Source organism: Pseudomonas sp. LBUM1674, assembly GCF_059695635.1.
In genome coordinates this window covers 3,058,876-3,074,021 of sequence record NZ_CP166779.1, presented here as the reverse complement: position 1 = coordinate 3,074,021, position 15,146 = coordinate 3,058,876, and the positions used below count along the sequence as shown (strand labels likewise).

General features: G+C 61.7%; 11 protein-coding genes and 1 pseudogene. 4 read left to right on the top strand and 8 right to left on the bottom strand.

Annotated features, from left to right (window positions below):
* Positions 1-7: 7 nt before the first annotated feature.
* From ACA067_RS14280 to ACA067_RS14265, 4 genes are all read right to left on the bottom strand, one after another.
* Positions 8-1,084 carry a WD40/YVTN/BNR-like repeat-containing protein gene (locus ACA067_RS14280; protein WP_497462356.1) on the bottom strand — a complete coding sequence of 359 codons (1,077 nt, stop codon included), beginning with the start codon at positions 1,082-1,084 and terminating at the stop codon, positions 8-10.
* 74 nt (positions 1,085-1,158) lie between these two features.
* Positions 1,159-2,520 carry a DUF1329 domain-containing protein gene (locus tag ACA067_RS14275; protein ID WP_497462355.1) on the bottom strand — a complete coding sequence of 454 codons (1,362 nt, stop codon included), beginning with the start codon at positions 2,518-2,520 and terminating at the stop codon, positions 1,159-1,161.
* A 32-nt stretch (positions 2,521-2,552) separates the two neighbouring features.
* Positions 2,553-4,382: a DUF1302 domain-containing protein gene (locus ACA067_RS14270; protein WP_497462354.1), complete on the bottom strand. Its 1,830-nt coding sequence runs from the start codon at positions 4,380-4,382 to the stop codon at positions 2,553-2,555.
* A 54-nt stretch (positions 4,383-4,436) separates the two neighbouring features.
* Positions 4,437-5,600 carry a thiolase C-terminal domain-containing protein gene (locus ACA067_RS14265; RefSeq protein WP_497462353.1) on the bottom strand — a complete coding sequence of 388 codons (1,164 nt, stop codon included), beginning with the start codon at positions 5,598-5,600 and terminating at the stop codon, positions 4,437-4,439.
* 203 nt (positions 5,601-5,803) lie between these two features.
* Between ACA067_RS14265 and ACA067_RS14260 the strand changes: the two are divergent.
* Positions 5,804-6,049: pseudogene (locus ACA067_RS14260) on the top strand (NAD(P)H-dependent oxidoreductase); the annotation flags it as partial.
* A gap of 15 nt (positions 6,050-6,064) precedes the next feature.
* Complete coding sequence (locus ACA067_RS14255; RefSeq protein WP_497462352.1) at positions 6,065-8,731, top strand: helix-turn-helix transcriptional regulator; 2,667 nt, start codon at positions 6,065-6,067, stop codon at positions 8,729-8,731.
* Between the two features lie 19 nt (positions 8,732-8,750).
* On the opposite strand, the gene ACA067_RS14250 is transcribed toward ACA067_RS14255, so the two are convergent.
* Genes ACA067_RS14250 through ACA067_RS14240 form a run of 3 tightly spaced genes read right to left on the bottom strand, consistent with a single transcriptional unit; the run spans position 8,751 to position 12,467 of the window.
* Positions 8,751-9,788, bottom strand: coding sequence for a DUF2955 domain-containing protein (locus tag ACA067_RS14250; RefSeq protein ID WP_497462351.1), 1,038 nt, complete (start codon positions 9,786-9,788; stop codon positions 8,751-8,753).
* On the bottom strand, positions 9,778-10,917 hold the full coding sequence (locus ACA067_RS14245) for an HlyD family secretion protein (RefSeq protein ID WP_497462350.1): 1,140 nt from the start codon (positions 10,915-10,917) through the stop codon (positions 9,778-9,780). Before ACA067_RS14245 ends, ACA067_RS14250 begins: the two co-directional genes overlap by 11 nt.
* Positions 10,914-12,467, bottom strand: a complete 1,554-nt coding sequence (locus tag ACA067_RS14240; RefSeq protein ID WP_497462349.1) for an efflux transporter outer membrane subunit — start codon at positions 12,465-12,467, stop codon at positions 10,914-10,916. Before ACA067_RS14240 ends, ACA067_RS14245 begins: the two co-directional genes overlap by 4 nt.
* A gap of 118 nt (positions 12,468-12,585) precedes the next feature.
* On the opposite strand from ACA067_RS14240, the gene ACA067_RS14235 reads away from it, so the two are divergent.
* Positions 12,586-13,110 (top strand): transporter suffix domain-containing protein, encoded by a 525-nt coding sequence (locus ACA067_RS14235; RefSeq protein WP_497462348.1) that lies wholly within the window; start codon positions 12,586-12,588, stop codon positions 13,108-13,110.
* A gap of 102 nt (positions 13,111-13,212) precedes the next feature.
* Complete coding sequence (locus tag ACA067_RS14230) at positions 13,213-13,677, top strand: hypothetical protein (RefSeq protein WP_497462347.1); 465 nt, start codon at positions 13,213-13,215, stop codon at positions 13,675-13,677.
* Positions 13,678-13,762: 85 nt separating this feature from the next.
* Here ACA067_RS14230 and ACA067_RS14225 read toward each other — a convergent pair whose 3' ends face one another.
* Positions 13,763-15,127, bottom strand: coding sequence for an MFS transporter (locus ACA067_RS14225; protein WP_497462346.1), 1,365 nt, complete (start codon positions 15,125-15,127; stop codon positions 13,763-13,765).
* Between the last annotated feature and the right edge of the window lie 19 nt (positions 15,128-15,146).

Below are 15,146 nucleotides of genomic sequence, written 5' to 3'. Positions count from 1 at the left end.
AGTGGGCTTATTCGAGGGGTAGCTGACGCAGGCCACGAACACCGGCGAGCACCAGCGCGCCGGAACTCGATACCTGGGCCGCGGCCACCGGCGCCAGGCCGTTTTGTGGCTGCAGTTTGAAGCTGGCACCGTCGTCAACGCTGACCAGTACATGGCCGGCCTGGCTCAGCAGCACGATTCGCCCATCGTGGGTGACCGTACTGGCGGTGATGCTCGAAGGCAGGCCAAGCTCGACCTGGCTCCAGCTGGCACCGCCATCGACGCTGCGATACGCATTGCCGCGCAGACCGAAGACCAGCACCGCACCGGGCTTGCCAGTGATGCCAAAGAAGGTGCCGTTGTAGGGCGTTGGGGTAGCAATGAAACGCTCGGCCACGGGATCAAGCTTGAGCACCAGGCCTTGTTCGCCGACGATGAACAGCTCATTGCCGACCGGGCGCAGCGCGTACAGGTTCAGCGCACTCGGGTTGTCGGTGCGATCAAGCCAGGGGGTCCAGCTTTGACCACCGTCATCGGTACGGAATATCAGGTTGAAGGCGCCGACGATGTAGCCGACGCGGTCGCTCTCGAACCACACATCGAGGAAAGGTTTATCGGCGCCCTCCTCAACCATGCGCTGGGACTCGATCAGCAAGTTTGCAATCGACTCGTCATCCGGACGCATCGCGGCCAGTTGTTGGTAATGAGCGAGCAATGTCGGGCCGACCTTGCGGCCGTCAAATTGACGACTCCAGGTTTCACCACCATCGCTGCTGTGCAATACCACCCCATCGTGGCCCACCGCCCAGCCTTGAAGCGAGCTGGGAAAATGCACGGCTACCAGATCAGAACTGACCGGTACCTGAGCCTGGTGCCACTGCTGACCGTTATCGTCCGAATAAAAAATGTGCCCGCGCTGGCCCACCGCGACCAGACGTTCTCCAGCACTGGTCAGCCCCGTGAACATGCCCTGGACCGCCCTTTCACTCTGGATGGCCGGACTGTCCAGGGTATCGGCGAACTCTGCCGCCACCACGGGTCGGGTGAACGGCAGCGCCAGCGCCGCAGCCAGTGCGGCAAACGCCATCCACTTGAAGTTATTCATAGCTGTTTCCCGGATAAAAAAGCCACCGGCAAGCTCTACTGCTTCCCGGTGGAAAATGACGCTATGGAGTTCGGTTAACGGATACCCGCGCCGGCCAGCGACTCCGGTGCCCATTGGGCTTTGGATAGCGCTTCGATGTACTTGATGCCGCCGTAAGGGCCGTAAACACCGGAGATGCTGTAACTGCCCGCGACGAAGTCGTAGGTCATGAAGTTGTCCGAATTCGGCGCCTGCACGTCGTAGCTGTAGGCCATGTGCGCGAAGGAGCCGCGGTACAGCTTGCCATTGGCGTCATATTCGTCGGACGCCAGGGCGATCCAGCTGTCCTCGTCGAGGTAGAAGGTACGTTTGCTGTAGATGTGGCGCTTGCCCGGCTTCAGCGTCGCCTCGACGACCCAGACACGGTGCAGTTCCCAGCGCACCAGGTCGGGGTTGACATGGTTCGGTGTGGTGATGTCCGCCGCTTTGTCGTGGTAGTTGAGCTTGTAGGTGTTGTACGGAACGACCATCTCCTTCTTGCCGATCAGCTTGAAGTCGTACCGGTCCAGCGCACCGTTGAACACCCAGGCATCGTCATAGGTGGAGCTGCCGGCCGTACCCGGGTTCGGCGTGTCGTAGGCCAGATCCGGTGCCAACTTGACGCGGCGTTGCCCGGGCAAGTACTGCCAGCCACGGCGCGGCTGCTTCAGCGGGTTGACCGCGTCGTTGAGCAAAATCGCCTCGCCGGCGCGACGGGCCGGGCCCTGGTAATAGAGTTTGGTCTTGAAGAACAGATCGCCCTCTTTTGCCGGTTCCGTGCGGGACGGTTCATACAGGGGGTATTCAAGGTAGCCATTACTGGTGGTGGCCAGGGTCGCGCGACCGGAAGAATCGACGTTCCAGTTGTCGTACTTGATATTGAGGGCATGCCCCTGAAAGCGCAGCAGATGGTTCCACATGGCTTCATTGCCATCACCGGGGATCGGGAAGGGTATGCCCGGTAACGCGTTTTCCAGGGCTACGCCACCTTCGAGTGACTTGGTCCCCACGGCGTTTTTGGCAGTATTGTCCAGCACTCGTTGCGGCAGGCCCACGGTACGGTGGGTCGGGAACACATCAACGCGAAAGGACGGGTGACGCTTGAGCAATTCCTGGGTCGATGCGGTCAGCTTGCCGTTGTATTCGCTGGCATTCTTGCTGTTGATCACCAGCCTTGGCTTTTCCGCCTCGAATGGGTCGGGACGGAAGGAGCTGCCCTTCTGATAGCTGGCTGGCGCAGTCTTCAGTCCACCGGTGTAGGCCGGGATGCTGCCATCGGCATTGCCGGATTTTTCGGCACCAACGCCGGTCAGGGTGGTACCGAGCTTGGCCGCCTGGTCCGGGGAAACGGCTGCATGTGCGCCGCCGGCGACGGCCAGCGCCAAGGTGGTGGCCAGAACTGATTTGACGAATTTCATGGAATATCTCCTGTTGCTGGGCAACGGTTCGATCAGATAGTCGTTTTGAAGGTGAAAGTGACCATGCCGCGATCCTTGAGCTGCGATGGGGTTCCGCCGAAGGCGGTGGTTTGACCGAGGGCGCAGTTGTACTGGCCGTTGGCGCCGGGAGCGGCACCCTCGCCTTGCGCCGCGGCACTGCCGGCGGAATCGCAGGTATCGAACGGACCGAAGTTGTCCACGTACTTCAGGTCGAAGCGGTACTGGCTGCGCACATCCATGCCAATGCCGACCGAGTAGCTGCCGGCGTCCTCGTTACCGCCCAGTTGCACGGCGGAGTTGCCGTTCAGCCCGACGTTGTAGGTCATCGGCATGTACATATCGATGCCGGGGAACACCTGGTACCAGGTCGGGTTGAAATTGACGCCGACGATGTAGTTGTCCTTGGTCACCTTGTCGGTGCCGTGGTACCAGTCCTCGCCCTTGAACAACTGCTTGTTGTCGGTCACGTCCAACCAGCGGCTGTAGCCGAGTTCGACCAGCAACGAGGAGCTGTCCCACAGTGGCGTGTCGCCAAAGGTGGTCAAACCGTTGAGCACCGCATGCACGGTGTTGCCGCGGGCCACGCCGTTTTCGCCATCGAAACTGCCGATGAAACCGGGCAAGCCGGCCGCTGCCGCTGCAGGGCTGACAGTGCCGGCCACGCTGGCCAGTGGCATGTTCTCGCGGTAGTTCAGGTCGAAACCGACGCTGACGCCAGCGATGCTTTTCGACAGGCTGATGCCGTAGATGTCGATGTCATCGACGTAGAACTGGTTGTAGCTGCCGATGTTGCCAGAGATCAGCTGCGCCGGGCCGACGGCGGTCGGCTGCAAAGCCAGGTTGGGCAGAATGTCCGAGGTGTTGCGGTAGTAGAAGCCGAGCGTGCCATCGAGCCATTCCGGGCTCCACTTGGCCATCAGACCGAAGTCGCCGCGGTTGTCCGGGGTGAAGGTGTGGCCGTTGCTCAGGCGCAGGAACTGATTGGCACCGATCGGGCCAGGCGCACCGAAGAATGGGTTGACACCGCCGATCAGCGACAGGTTATGTCCGCCGCTCTGGATGCCGTCGTTGAAGCCCAGGTACGTGCCGGACTCCGGGAGGCGCGCGGCGTCCCAGTCGAGGAAATACTGGGCACCGAGGGTCAGCTCCGGGTTGACCGTGAAGCTGGTGGACAGCTGGTTACGCGGAATGAACAGTTCCTTGGCTTCGGTACCCGGTACCGCCAGTGCCTTGGAAATATCCAGCCCGGACTGGCCGTAGCTGTTGCCATGGGCAAAGGCCAGGATGCTTTCACCCCAGTATTGGGTGTGGCTACCGAGCTTGGCACTGAGCATCGATTCTTCGCCGACTTCCATGCTGCCGAAGACGAAGGCATCGAGGATTTCGGCGGATGGACCGTTGTAGTAGCGATCGGCGTAACCGCTGATATGCCGTGAGTCCGGCACCCCGTGGTTGAGCTGATTGGTTGCCGCGTTGTCGCTGCCTACGTTGTCGTAGGCGTGGTCGTACCAGCTGTTGGCGCTGACGCGAAAGCCGGCTTTTTGCTTGTAGACCACATCCAGTTCCGAGAGCACGTCCAGGCGCTGGGACACGGCACTGCCCGAAGAGAAGTTACGGTTGCCGTCGTTGTTGTTCCACGCATTGGCCAGTTTACTGTTGGGGCTTTCGACCCGCTGGGCATAGTTGAACTTGAAGGTGTTGTCGAAACGCACTGCCAGGTCTTCGTTGCCGGTAGCGATTTCCAGGGCCTGCACGGGCCCGATACCCAATCCGCTCAGGATCGCTGAAGCCAGAAGTCCTCGACGCAAATTTGTTTGGCAGATCTTATTGTTATTGTTCATCTCACCTTCTCTGTTGTTCATGAAAATGCATTGAATCGGCCTGCGACGCTGTCCTTATGTGCGTTGCAGGATGGTTACCGCCACGGCGCGTCCCAAGGCCGCGCTGTGCTGAAGGGCCGTCCGGGCACCTTTGCGTTGTCTGTTTGTTGCAGCGCCGCGCAGTTGCCAGACCAACTCGGCAATCTGTGCGAGCCCCGTTGCACCGGGCGCGTGCCCACGCCCCAACAGACCTCCCGAGGCACAGACGGCAACCTGTGCGCCTCGTGCATTGCGGCGCTCACGCACGAACGTGTCGATCTGGTCTTCCTCGCATAAACCCAGGGCGGCGCTGTAGACCATGAAGTCGCCGACACTCTGGTCGTGCAGTTCGACGACTTCGATCTCGTCGGCACCAAGTCCGGCAAGTTCGTAGGCTTGCTGGGCGACGCGGCGAGTCGCGGCACGTCCCAATACATCGAGCACGCAACCGGACTCTTGCTCGGAGGCGGTGTCACTGCCGCGCACGCTGGCCAGCACCGCCACACCTCCCCGGGCGCCATAACGCGCGAGAAATGCCGGACTACACAGCAGCACCGCCGCGGCACCGCATGCCGGTGGGCAGAGATAGGGCGCCAGCCAGCCATCGAGCGCCGCGCCATGATTCAATACGGCCAGGGGATTGACACTGGCCTGTGCCCGGGCCTGGCGGAGCACCTGTTCGAAGCTGGACTGAGCCACGCCCATGCGGGTCAACAACCAGCTGGTCTGGGCGGCGAACAGCGCGGCCGGATGCTGGCGCCGAGCAAGAAAGGCCAGGGAGGCGTTACTCTGCTCGAGGCTGTCCCACGCGTGCGGCGCCAAATCGTCCAGGCCGAAGAACGCCTGGTTGGAAACGTTCGCCGGCATGCTTTCGAAGCCCAGCACCAACGCGCATTCGGCCTCGCCGCACAGCACACTGTGCCGCGCCAATTGAAAAGCGCTGGTGGCCGCTGCGCAGCCGTCCCGGACCGTGAACACAGGAATGCCGGTAAGGCCCGTTTCGGCCAGGGCCTCTTCGCTGCAACCGACCGCACCGCTGACACAAGCGGCGAACACCTGGTCGACCAGATCGTAGTCAATGCGCGCATCGTCAAGCGCCTGGCGAATCGCCCGGCTCGCCAGCGCAGCGGTACTTTCGCCAGCGCCCAGCGGGACAAACGGGGTCATACCCACCCCCGCAATCAGCACTCTTTGACTCATGGAATTTCCCTCGATAGCCGACACGCGACAGCACGTCGCTTATCGATCAGGTGTCTTGTAGCGGTGCCACGTACGGTCGGTGCATTCGATCTGCACTGCAGACACAACGTGGAACTCACCCTATCGGGTCTGCGCCAGGCAACCCCCCTCTCGTTGGGGGGGGTGATCTTTGTGGGGGGCTATCGCGTGTTCGGCAGCGTACGCACCTCGTCAACACACTTGAGCAGCGTCTGGGCGACACGAACCTGTCCATTGCGGCCGATATCCAACAAGAACTGGACAAACTGCTGTGGGCCGATCTGCTGATCCTCAACTTCACCGATTACTGGCTTTCGGCGCCGGCTATGCTCAAGGCATGGATCGACCGTGTGCTGGTCTCTGGCACGTGCAGGCCCCGAATATCCAATAGCCAGAGCAAGCACTTAACGGGGAAACTACTCGGACTGTAGAGGGACATCGTCAACATGTGTCGCATAGATCCTGAACTGGTCCTGAAGACCACCCCGCCCCGAAGCCAAAAAACCGCCCGATTGCGCGAGCGACTCAGCATTGACTCCCCGGAACTGGCGGACAAGGTAGCGATCGCTGTTCATGGCCCGGCCGGCTTCGGCAAAACGACGCTGCTGGCCCAATGGCGCCGGGAGTTTCTTTCGCGTGGCGCGGTGGTGGCCTGGTTGATGCTGGATGGTCATGATGACGAAGTCCGTTTTACCCAGGGGCTGGCAGCGGCCATGGCCATTGGCAGTGGTCGGCAGCCTTTTGCAGACATGCTTGAGCGAGTGCCGGGTGATGGCCGCGACGAACTTGAAGGGCTGACCTACTGGCTCGCAGAAGTGGCCGATCTGGGCAGCGAAACCGTGTTGATTCTCGATGACGCCGATGCCTTGCCCGAGGCGACCGTTCGACACTCATTGACCTATTTGCTGCACAACGCTCCGGCCAACCTGCGTATCGTCATGGCCTCGCGCCGGCGCTTGAACCTGCAGGTGGCGGATCTGCTGGCACGCGGGCTGTACGTCAGGGTCGCAACGGAGGCGTTGCGTTTTCGCATCGAAGAAACCGTAGCGATACTCAGCAGCCGATTTGGTGCACGCATTGATACTGACCTCTGCGCGCGCCTGAATGAAATCACTGAGGGTTGGCCACTGGGGCTGCAATTGGCGATTGCTGCCATCGAGAAAAGCCCCAACCTGAGTGCTGCCATCGATGGTTTGTCGGCTTGTGAGGGCGATATCCAGCGTTACTTCGTCGATAGCCTGGTGACCCGCCTGTCTGCCGAACAGGTCGATTTCCTTACCCAAATCGCTTTGCTGGACATGGTTCATCCGTCGCTCTGTGTCGCACTCACTGGCAACGACCAGGCAGGAGAAATGCTGCAGGGGCTATGTACCTCGACGCCGATCTTCGTCGAAGGGGTCGACAGCGACTGGGTTCGTCTCCATCCCCTCGCCCGGGAGTTCCTCCAGGGACTTTTCAACGACCTGCCATTGACGCAACGACAAGCTTTCCATGAACGAGCGGCGACCTGGCTCGAAGAGCACAGCTTCTTCGAGGAAGCCGCGCGGCAATACCTGCTGGCCGGACGTGCCATGCAGGCCTACGAGATGATTGAACAATGTCTGTACGAAGTCATGCTTCGAGGGCAGTTCAGCCGGGTGCTGGAGTGGATCGCAGAATTGCCATCCGCGGAAGTGGAGTCTCGTCCACGCATGTGTCTGGCAGCGGCCTGGTCGCTGGCGATGAGTGAACGTCACAGGGAAGCGGACAGGCTGATCGCCCGCATCCGGCAGGATCCCACCGCAAACGAAGAAGCGCGCTGCGAAGCGGCGTTGATCGCCGCTGCAGCGGCCTATTTTGCCGACCGCCCGGACGATTCGCTGGCTATTATCACTCCCTGGACGGACGGCGCGCCCCTCCAATCAATCAAGTTACAAGCCATCCTGGCCATCCATATCGCCAGGTTGACCCTGTTCCAGGGTCAACCGGAAAAGGCTCGGCGGATTTTGCAGCGCGCGCCGCACTATGTCTGGATGTCAGGACTCGATGCGATCCGCGGGGGCTGTGAATGGGGACTAGGGATGACCTACCTGTGCGAGGGGCGCATGCTGCCGGCCGAGGCCTCGCTGCGCCACAGCCTGCTGCAGGCCGAACAGGACATCGGCCGGCGCAGTTCAGTGGCGGTGAGGCTGGCCTGTGGACTGGCCACGGTACTGTTGGAACGAGACGAAATCCAGGAAGCCGCGACGGTGCTCGCCAACCGCCTGGATGTGGTCGAGCGTCTATCCTCGCCGGATGCCATTGTGTTGGGTTTTCTAACCGCTTCCCGCCTGGCTGTTTTGCAAGGTCAGGCCCACCGTGGTCACGACCTGCTGGAGGCGCTGTTCGCCCTTGGCGAGGAGCGCGGCATTGCGCGTTTCTGCCTGGTGGCACTGGGTGAACAGATCCGCCTGAACGCACTGCATGGCCGAGGTGATACCTGCCAGGCGCTCTGGCGCCGACTGGATGCGCTGTTGCCCGACGTCGCCCGCCAGCAGCACGGTTTACTGGGGCCTGAGTTGAGCCTGGTCTCCGGGCTGGCGAATGCCTATGTCGCCCTGGTACAGCGTGACTGGCAGACGGCGCTGGATGTACTGGCTGTTGTCAACGAGACTGCCGAGCGCCTGCGGCGCGGTCGGGAGATCGTCCAGGTCAAGCTGCTCAAGGCCCTGGTGCTGAAGATTTCGGGAGGCGATGGGCTGCCCTGCCTGCTCGAGGCGATCAGCCTCGCCGAGGAATACGGTTTGCAGCGCATCATTCAGGACACTCATCCCGATCTCGTCAAGTGGGCGCAGAATGTCCCGCGGGAACCCGCCCAGCCGCCGGCGGTGGCCACGCTGCAACCCGCTCCGGCACCACGACCGGAAATGCAAACGAGCGCTTCCGCCAGCCGGCTGCTGACGCCCAAGGAGCGCGAGGTCCTGCAATTGCTGGCACGCAACCTGTCAAACAAGCAGATTGCCCTGACCATGAATGTCGGCGACCAAACCGTAAAGTGGCACCTGAAAAACCTGTTTGGTAAATTCCAGGCCGGCACCCGCAAACACGTCGTGGACCGCGCCTACATGCTGGGCATCCTGGAATCGGGGGTGTAAGGGTACTGCGACTGTGCGATCAATAGGCCTCCTTGCGCGCACTTTGCTGGCTCAGCAGATTGACCATCAAACAGGCATACAGCGTCACGACGAGGAACAGTCCCATGCGCACGGCAAACGCCGTGTAGACGTCCTTGCCCGCCGCGCTGTCCTGCACCGACTGGCCCAACAGGATAATCATCGTGATCAGGCTGTTGAGCCAGAACCCCGGACTCAACCGGGTCGGGCTCAGGGCGTACAACTTGCGCGCCAGCACCAGGGTGAACAGCAGCATCCACAGAAAGAACATCCACAGATGCACGAACAGGCTGAGCGCGCACCAGAACAGAATGGCCAGCAGACCGCCGAACAAGGTCGAGCCGACCAATTCGCGGCCCGCGTTGCGGGCGCTGGTCGTCGAACTCTGCTGACCCAGGCTGAAGGCTTTGAGAACGATCGGCAGATAGCTGGCCGGGTCGATCAATGCCAGTAGAAAGGTGGGCATCACGATCAGGGTGGCCCGCAGCGCTACCCTGCCCGCCTCGTCGGCGGGCAAGATCGGCGCGGCCGGGGGTGACGGGGCGTTGGCCGGTTCGGGAAACAGCCAGTGACTCAAGGCCAACACCACCACCGCGAGCAGCAACCCCTTGACCAGTGCCCCGATGACCATCGCCGCCAGGTCAAATTCGGCGACGCCGGCCGACGAGATCAGGGTCAGGCCAATCACCAGAAAGGTCACGATCAGGTTGTTGCCGCCACGCAGGCCAAAGCGGAAGGCCAGGAATAGACAAACGCTGATCAACAGCACGCCGCTGACGGGAAAGTAACGCAGGACCGGGATCAACAGCAGGCCGATAGCGGTGGTCAGCAGGGCCGCCAGGGCCAGCACCAGGCCTGCCTTGAGCGGCAGCGGGCGATTGAGTGTGGCCAGCAGCAAAACGGCAAGCACCGGGGCAAAAAAGGGAATCGGCAACCCCAGGCCGAAGCTGGCGGCAAGGCTCAGTGCCGTGCCCGAGGCCAGACGCAGTGCACGCTGCGCCCGGGGTGAGCGCGCAGTAGATACGCCCTTAATAGGCATAGCTCAGCCAACTCATCAGGCCGACAAACAAACGACCCAGGGGATTGAGCGGATTGCCCTGGGTGGGGAATGCCATGACTTCCGCCTGCCCGCCTGCACGGATGGCACCGCTGTCGCGCAGCCTGGCCCTTGAGTCCTCGGACAACTCGATGATCACCGGAAAACGTTGCGCCGGGCGCAGCCAGTCACGGCTGTTCTGCACACTGGGCAGCGTGCCGGGCGCGGCTGTCGGGCCGACGCTGACGCCATAACCGACACTGCGCACGCGGCCCTCGAACAGCTCGCCCGGCATTGCATCCAACACGATCGCCACCGGGGTATCGACCTTGACCAGGCCGAGGTTGTTCTCGGTCATGTCCGCACTGATCCACACATCATGGATGGCGATCAGGGTCATCACCGGGCTGCCGGCCCCGGCAAACTGTCCGACATCGGTGCGCAGGTCAGTGACCAGGCCGGACGAACGGGCGCGGATCTGCGTGTTGGCCAGGTCCAGTTCGGCTTTTGACAGCGCCGTGGCGGCGCTGCGCAACGTGGCGTTGTCTTCGTCGCTGCCGCCCTCCTGCTCACGCGCACGCTGCACTTCGGCACGGGCGGCGGCGACCTGGCTGACCGCCTGTTCACGGGTGGAACGCGACACTTCCAGCAGGCGTACGGAAATGGTCCCGGGGTCTTCGCGGTACAAGCCTTCCAGGCGCTGATTGTCCTGCCGCGCCTTGAGTTCATTGGCCTGGGCGGCGCGCAAGTTGGCTTGCGCCGCCGCAATACCGGCGGTGCTGGCGCCGATCTGCCGGCGTGTCGATTCCAGGTCGGCGCGCGCACGGTCGACGGCAATCTGGTACGGCTGCGGGTCGACCTCGAACAGCAGTTCGCCGGCCTTGACGTCCTGGTTGTTGCGCACGTTGACCCGGGTCACTCGCCCCGCCACCTCCGAGGCTACCGGGATCACAAAGGCGCCCACCCGTGCCTGTTGCGTATAGGGTGTGAAGCGATCGGCCAACAGGTACCAGGCCAGGCTCAGGAGGATCACCAGCAGCACCCATTTGATGCCTTTTTTCGTCGGATCGGCGGCCGGCTCCGGCGCTTTGCCGGCAGGTGTCCCGGACGAGGGCTGGGCGGCTTCACTCATTGGTCTTGTCCCTGGTAAGACATCGGAAAGGCCGGGGCCGCAGTGGCAGGCTCCTGCAGCAAATCGCCCCAGTCGGTGCGTTGTTCCATCTGTTGGCGAGTGGCTGGATCAACTTTGGGTCGGGCGCTGTACCAACCGCCGCCCAAGGCTTTATACAGGGCAATCGCATTGCTCACCGCGTTGCTGCGGGCCACCAGGTAATTGTCCTGTTGCTCCAGCAAGGCACGCTGCGCATCCAGCACCCGCTGAAAGTCCGAGTAGCCTTCGCGGTACTGTGCGCTGGCCAGCACCAGCGAACGCTTGGCGGCCGTTTCAGCTTCGCCGAGGATGCGTTCGCGTTCCAGGGATTTGATCAGGCCATAGGCGGCATCGTCCGCCTCCCGTGCGGCCTGGCGGACCTTGTCGCGGTAGGCCTCGATCAACTGCTGCAACCGCGCATCCTGCACCCGTACGTTGTTGCTGATCTGGCCATGATCGAACAGGTTCCAGCGCAGGCTGGGGCCGCCGATCAAATCCAGGTTGCGCGACGTGCCACTGAGGGTATCGGCCGACCAGACGATGCTGCCGAGCAACGTCAGTGATGGGTAGAAGTCGGTGACCGCCACGCCGATCAGCGCTGACTGGGCAGCGACATTCAGCTCGGCGGCGCGCACATCGGGCCGGCGCAGCAACAGGTTGGCCGGTACGTCCTGCAGCACGGCGCGATCGACCAGCGGAATCAGTCCTTGATGCTCGATCAGCTGCGGCAGTGCGCCCGGCGGTTGCCCGATCAGCACGGCCAACGCATTACGGGTGCGCTGCAGCTGATCTTCGAAATTGGGGATGGTACTCAAGGTGCCCAGGTATTGGGTCTTGGCCTGTTGCAGGTCGAGTTCGGCTTGCTGGCCACTGTTGAACAACTTTTCGGTGATCTCGAAGTTACGCTTCTGCTGTTCGGCGTTTTCCCGGGCGACGCGAAAACGGGCTTCGGTGGTGCGCAGCGAGAAATAGGTGTCGGCCACTTGCGCGCGCAGCAATACGAGCACGTCTTCATAGTTGGCCTGGGCGGCGAAGTAGCTGGCATCCGACGACTCGATGGCACGACTGAAGCGGCCCCAGAAATCCAGCTCCCAGCCAATGTCGAATGCGGCGCTGTGTTGCCAGAAATGACTGTCCTGCGGATTGGTGCCACCGGATTGCCGACGGTTGAAGTACAGGCTGTCAACGCTGGCCTGCTGCAGTTGCGGGTAGCGTCCGCTTTGGGCGATACCCAGCTGGGCGCGGGCTTCCATCACCCGCAGACCGGCGATTTTCAGGTCCGCATTGTGCGCATCCGACTCGGCAATCAGCTGATCCAGGACCGGATCGGCGAACACTTGCCACCACTGCCGCAGATCCGGGTTCAGGCTGCGTTGAATGGATTGCTCGAGGGCCGGGCTGCTCCAGTAGTTGACCCATGCCTCGCCCGGCGCCTGGAAGTCCGGTCCGAGCCGTACGCAGCCGCCGAGACCCAGTGCGCCAAGCAGCAGGAGCCGGCCTGGCCGGAACAGCAAGGCTCTACGTGACTGCATTTACGCTGTTCCCGGCCGACGGAGTTCACTGGAGCATAGACGCCCAAACGGGCAAACGGCTGCTAAGCTTTTTTAACCCCCTCAAATCTTCAGCGACCGGTAAAAAGGTACGACACTCATGAATACGACCCAGGCTACTGTTGAACCGCATTCAGCCGGCTGGCGCTTCAAGTTGGGGATCATCATTCTCTGTGTGATGCTGGGCTCCTGGCTGTTGGTGCCCCTTGCTGCGATTGCCGGTGTGGCGGGTTCAAGGGTCGCCGCGCTGACCGGTGTGCTGTTCATCAGTAACAAGGTTCTGCTGATCATCGTCATTGCGGTGATGGGCAAAGCCGGGTTCCAACAGTTGAAGCGCACCCTGTTCGGTTATGTGTCCTCGATGGCGCCCAGCATGGATGTCGAAGTGGGTCCATGGCGGCATCGAATCGGCATCGTCATGTTTTTTGTGCCGCTGGTCTCGGCCTTTCTTGAACCCTACGTCGACACGATCTGGCCGGGCCTCAGGCCCAACCTCTGGCAGATGCAGGCACTGGGCGACTTGATGCTGATCGCAAGCTTCTTCGTGCTGGGAGGCAATTTCTGGGAGAAGGTGCGCGCGTTGTTCATTCGAAAAGCGCGGGTCGCCAACGCAGAAGCGGTCTAAGCCCAATGGGCGTTGGACATCTGATGAGGGGTACGAACCAGGCTGCGGCGCGCTCTTCCAGGGGCCGCAACTCCAAAGCACTTTGTTAGCCGTGGAGTCTTTATGAACAAGTCCTTCTCACCCTGCATCGCCACGATTCTCTCCATGGTCTGCCTGTGCGCGACTGCCGAGACCGTGACGCCGCTCAAAGGGCAGTCCCCCGACATCATCCAGCAGGACATAGGCGCATGCCAGGCTCAGGCCGGCAATACCACCAGCACCAGCACCAGTCCTCAATCAGGTGGACGGGTCCGTGGTGCCGCCACGGGTGCAGTCGCGGGCGCGGCGGTTGCCGGGGCGCGCGGTCGTCAGCATGACGAGTTTTATGATCGGGTCGATGACGATGTCAAACAGGAATATCGGCAGAACAAAGCCAAGGATGCCGCGGTGGCCGGCGCGGTTGTCGGCGGAGCCCGGCAACGTCAGGATCGTCGTCAGGATCGCCGGGATGCGCAGCAGAACACGGCCGCTACCTCTTCGGCCTACACCAGTTGCATGCAGCAGCGCGGTTATCAAGTAACGCCCTAGACATAAAGAATAAAAAAAGCCGAAGCCCTGAAGGCTTCGGCGATTTTTATCTGTCTATTGGCGAACCTATTGGCGAACTGTTCTTTCAAGCGTTCGAAGCTGCCTGGCCATTACTCGTCCCCCCGTTCAAAGGGCCTTGCTCTACCAGCGGTTGCCCCTTCGGCGCACGCAACGTCCAGAGCAGATAAACCCCAACCAGCCCCGCAGCCGACAGTGACAACATGCCTGCACGGGGATCCGTGAACCAGACTTCCATATTGGCCTTGAGCATGGGTGCGACGAAGCCGCCGATATTGCCCATGGAGCCAATCAGCGCAATACCGCCTGCAGCGGCGACCCCTCCCAGATAACCGGTAGGCAGGGTCCAGAACAGCGGCTGAACCGTCACGAAACCGGCCGCTGCGAAGCAGAAAGCCAGCAGTACTGGGGCAAAACTGTTGAGCAATGCCGAGGCTGCAATACCCAAGGCTGCCATGCCCAGCATGCACATCGCCATCTTCAGGTGTGCCCCGTGCCGGTCGGCATAACGCGTCACGAAGTACATGGCGATGGCGGCGCACAGCCACGGCAACGAAATGAACATGCCCACCTTGAAGCCGACGGTGGTCCCCAGCAGCTCCGCGATTCGCGTCGGCAGATAGAAGATGACCCCGTACACACTGACCTGGACGCTGAAGTAGATCAGGATGAACTTCAGCACTCGCTTGTTGCGGACCAGGCCCAGCAGGCTGGTCGGTCCATGGGCCAGTTTGAGCTTGTCTTCAGCTTCCAGCTCCTGGCTCAGGGCCGCCTTCTCTTCGCGGGTCAGCCAAGGAGCGTCCTGTGGCTTGCTCTTGAGGTAGAACAGCGCAACGATCCCCACAACGACCGCCGCCAGGCCTTCCACCAGGAACATCCACTGCCAGTTGGTCAGGTTGAACATGTCATGCATTTCCAGCAACCAGCCCGACAGCGGACTGCCCAGCATCAGGGCCATCGGCAAGCCGAAATAGTAGATGCCGATGGCCTGGCCGCGACGCTGGGCGGGAAACCAGTAGGTCAGGTACAGGATCACACCTGGGGAAAAGCCCGCTTCGGCCACGCCGAGCAGAAAGCGCAGCACGTAAAACGTAGTTTCATCCCGGGTGAACATCATGGCGGCGGACACCAGCCCCCAGGTGATCATGATCCGGCTGAGCCAGACCCTTGCGCCGACCCGGTGCAACATGAGGTTGCTCGGGACTTCGAAGATCGCATAACCAATGAAGAAAATGCCTGCCCCCAGAGCGAAGGCGGCATTGCTCAAACCGATATCGGTTTGCAGCGCCGCCTTGGCGAAGCCGACGTTGGAGCGATCGATCATTGCCAGGGCGAACATCAAGGCGAGGAACGGCAACAGCTTCCAGCGACACTTGGCAAGAGCGCTCTCGATAGCTGCGGTGTGGTTTGATCTTGTTGTATGTTTGGTCATCGTTTGTGTGCCTTGTTAT

What these genes read in the sequence shown, in the direction of transcription:
- ACA067_RS14250 (WP_497462351.1), bottom strand. Translation starts at nt 9,788, where the DNA reads ATGCCTATTAAGGGCGTATCTACTGCGCGCTCACCCCGGGCGCAGCGT.
- ACA067_RS14275 (WP_497462355.1), bottom strand. Translation starts at nt 2,520, where the DNA reads ATGAAATTCGTCAAATCAGTTCTGGCCACCACCTTGGCGCTGGCCGTC.
- ACA067_RS14255 (WP_497462352.1), top strand. Translation starts at nt 6,065, where the DNA reads ATGTGTCGCATAGATCCTGAACTGGTCCTGAAGACCACCCCGCCCCGA.
- ACA067_RS14225 (WP_497462346.1), bottom strand. Translation starts at nt 15,127, where the DNA reads ATGACCAAACATACAACAAGATCAAACCACACCGCAGCTATCGAGAGC.
- ACA067_RS14270 (WP_497462354.1), bottom strand. Translation starts at nt 4,382, where the DNA reads ATGAACAATAACAATAAGATCTGCCAAACAAATTTGCGTCGAGGACTT.
- ACA067_RS14235 (WP_497462348.1), top strand. Translation starts at nt 12,586, where the DNA reads ATGAATACGACCCAGGCTACTGTTGAACCGCATTCAGCCGGCTGGCGC.
- ACA067_RS14240 (WP_497462349.1), bottom strand. Translation starts at nt 12,467, where the DNA reads ATGCAGTCACGTAGAGCCTTGCTGTTCCGGCCAGGCCGGCTCCTGCTG.
- ACA067_RS14230 (WP_497462347.1), top strand. Translation starts at nt 13,213, where the DNA reads ATGAACAAGTCCTTCTCACCCTGCATCGCCACGATTCTCTCCATGGTC.
- ACA067_RS14265 (WP_497462353.1), bottom strand. Translation starts at nt 5,600, where the DNA reads ATGAGTCAAAGAGTGCTGATTGCGGGGGTGGGTATGACCCCGTTTGTC.
- ACA067_RS14245 (WP_497462350.1), bottom strand. Translation starts at nt 10,917, where the DNA reads ATGAGTGAAGCCGCCCAGCCCTCGTCCGGGACACCTGCCGGCAAAGCG.
- ACA067_RS14280 (WP_497462356.1), bottom strand. Translation starts at nt 1,084, where the DNA reads ATGAATAACTTCAAGTGGATGGCGTTTGCCGCACTGGCTGCGGCGCTG.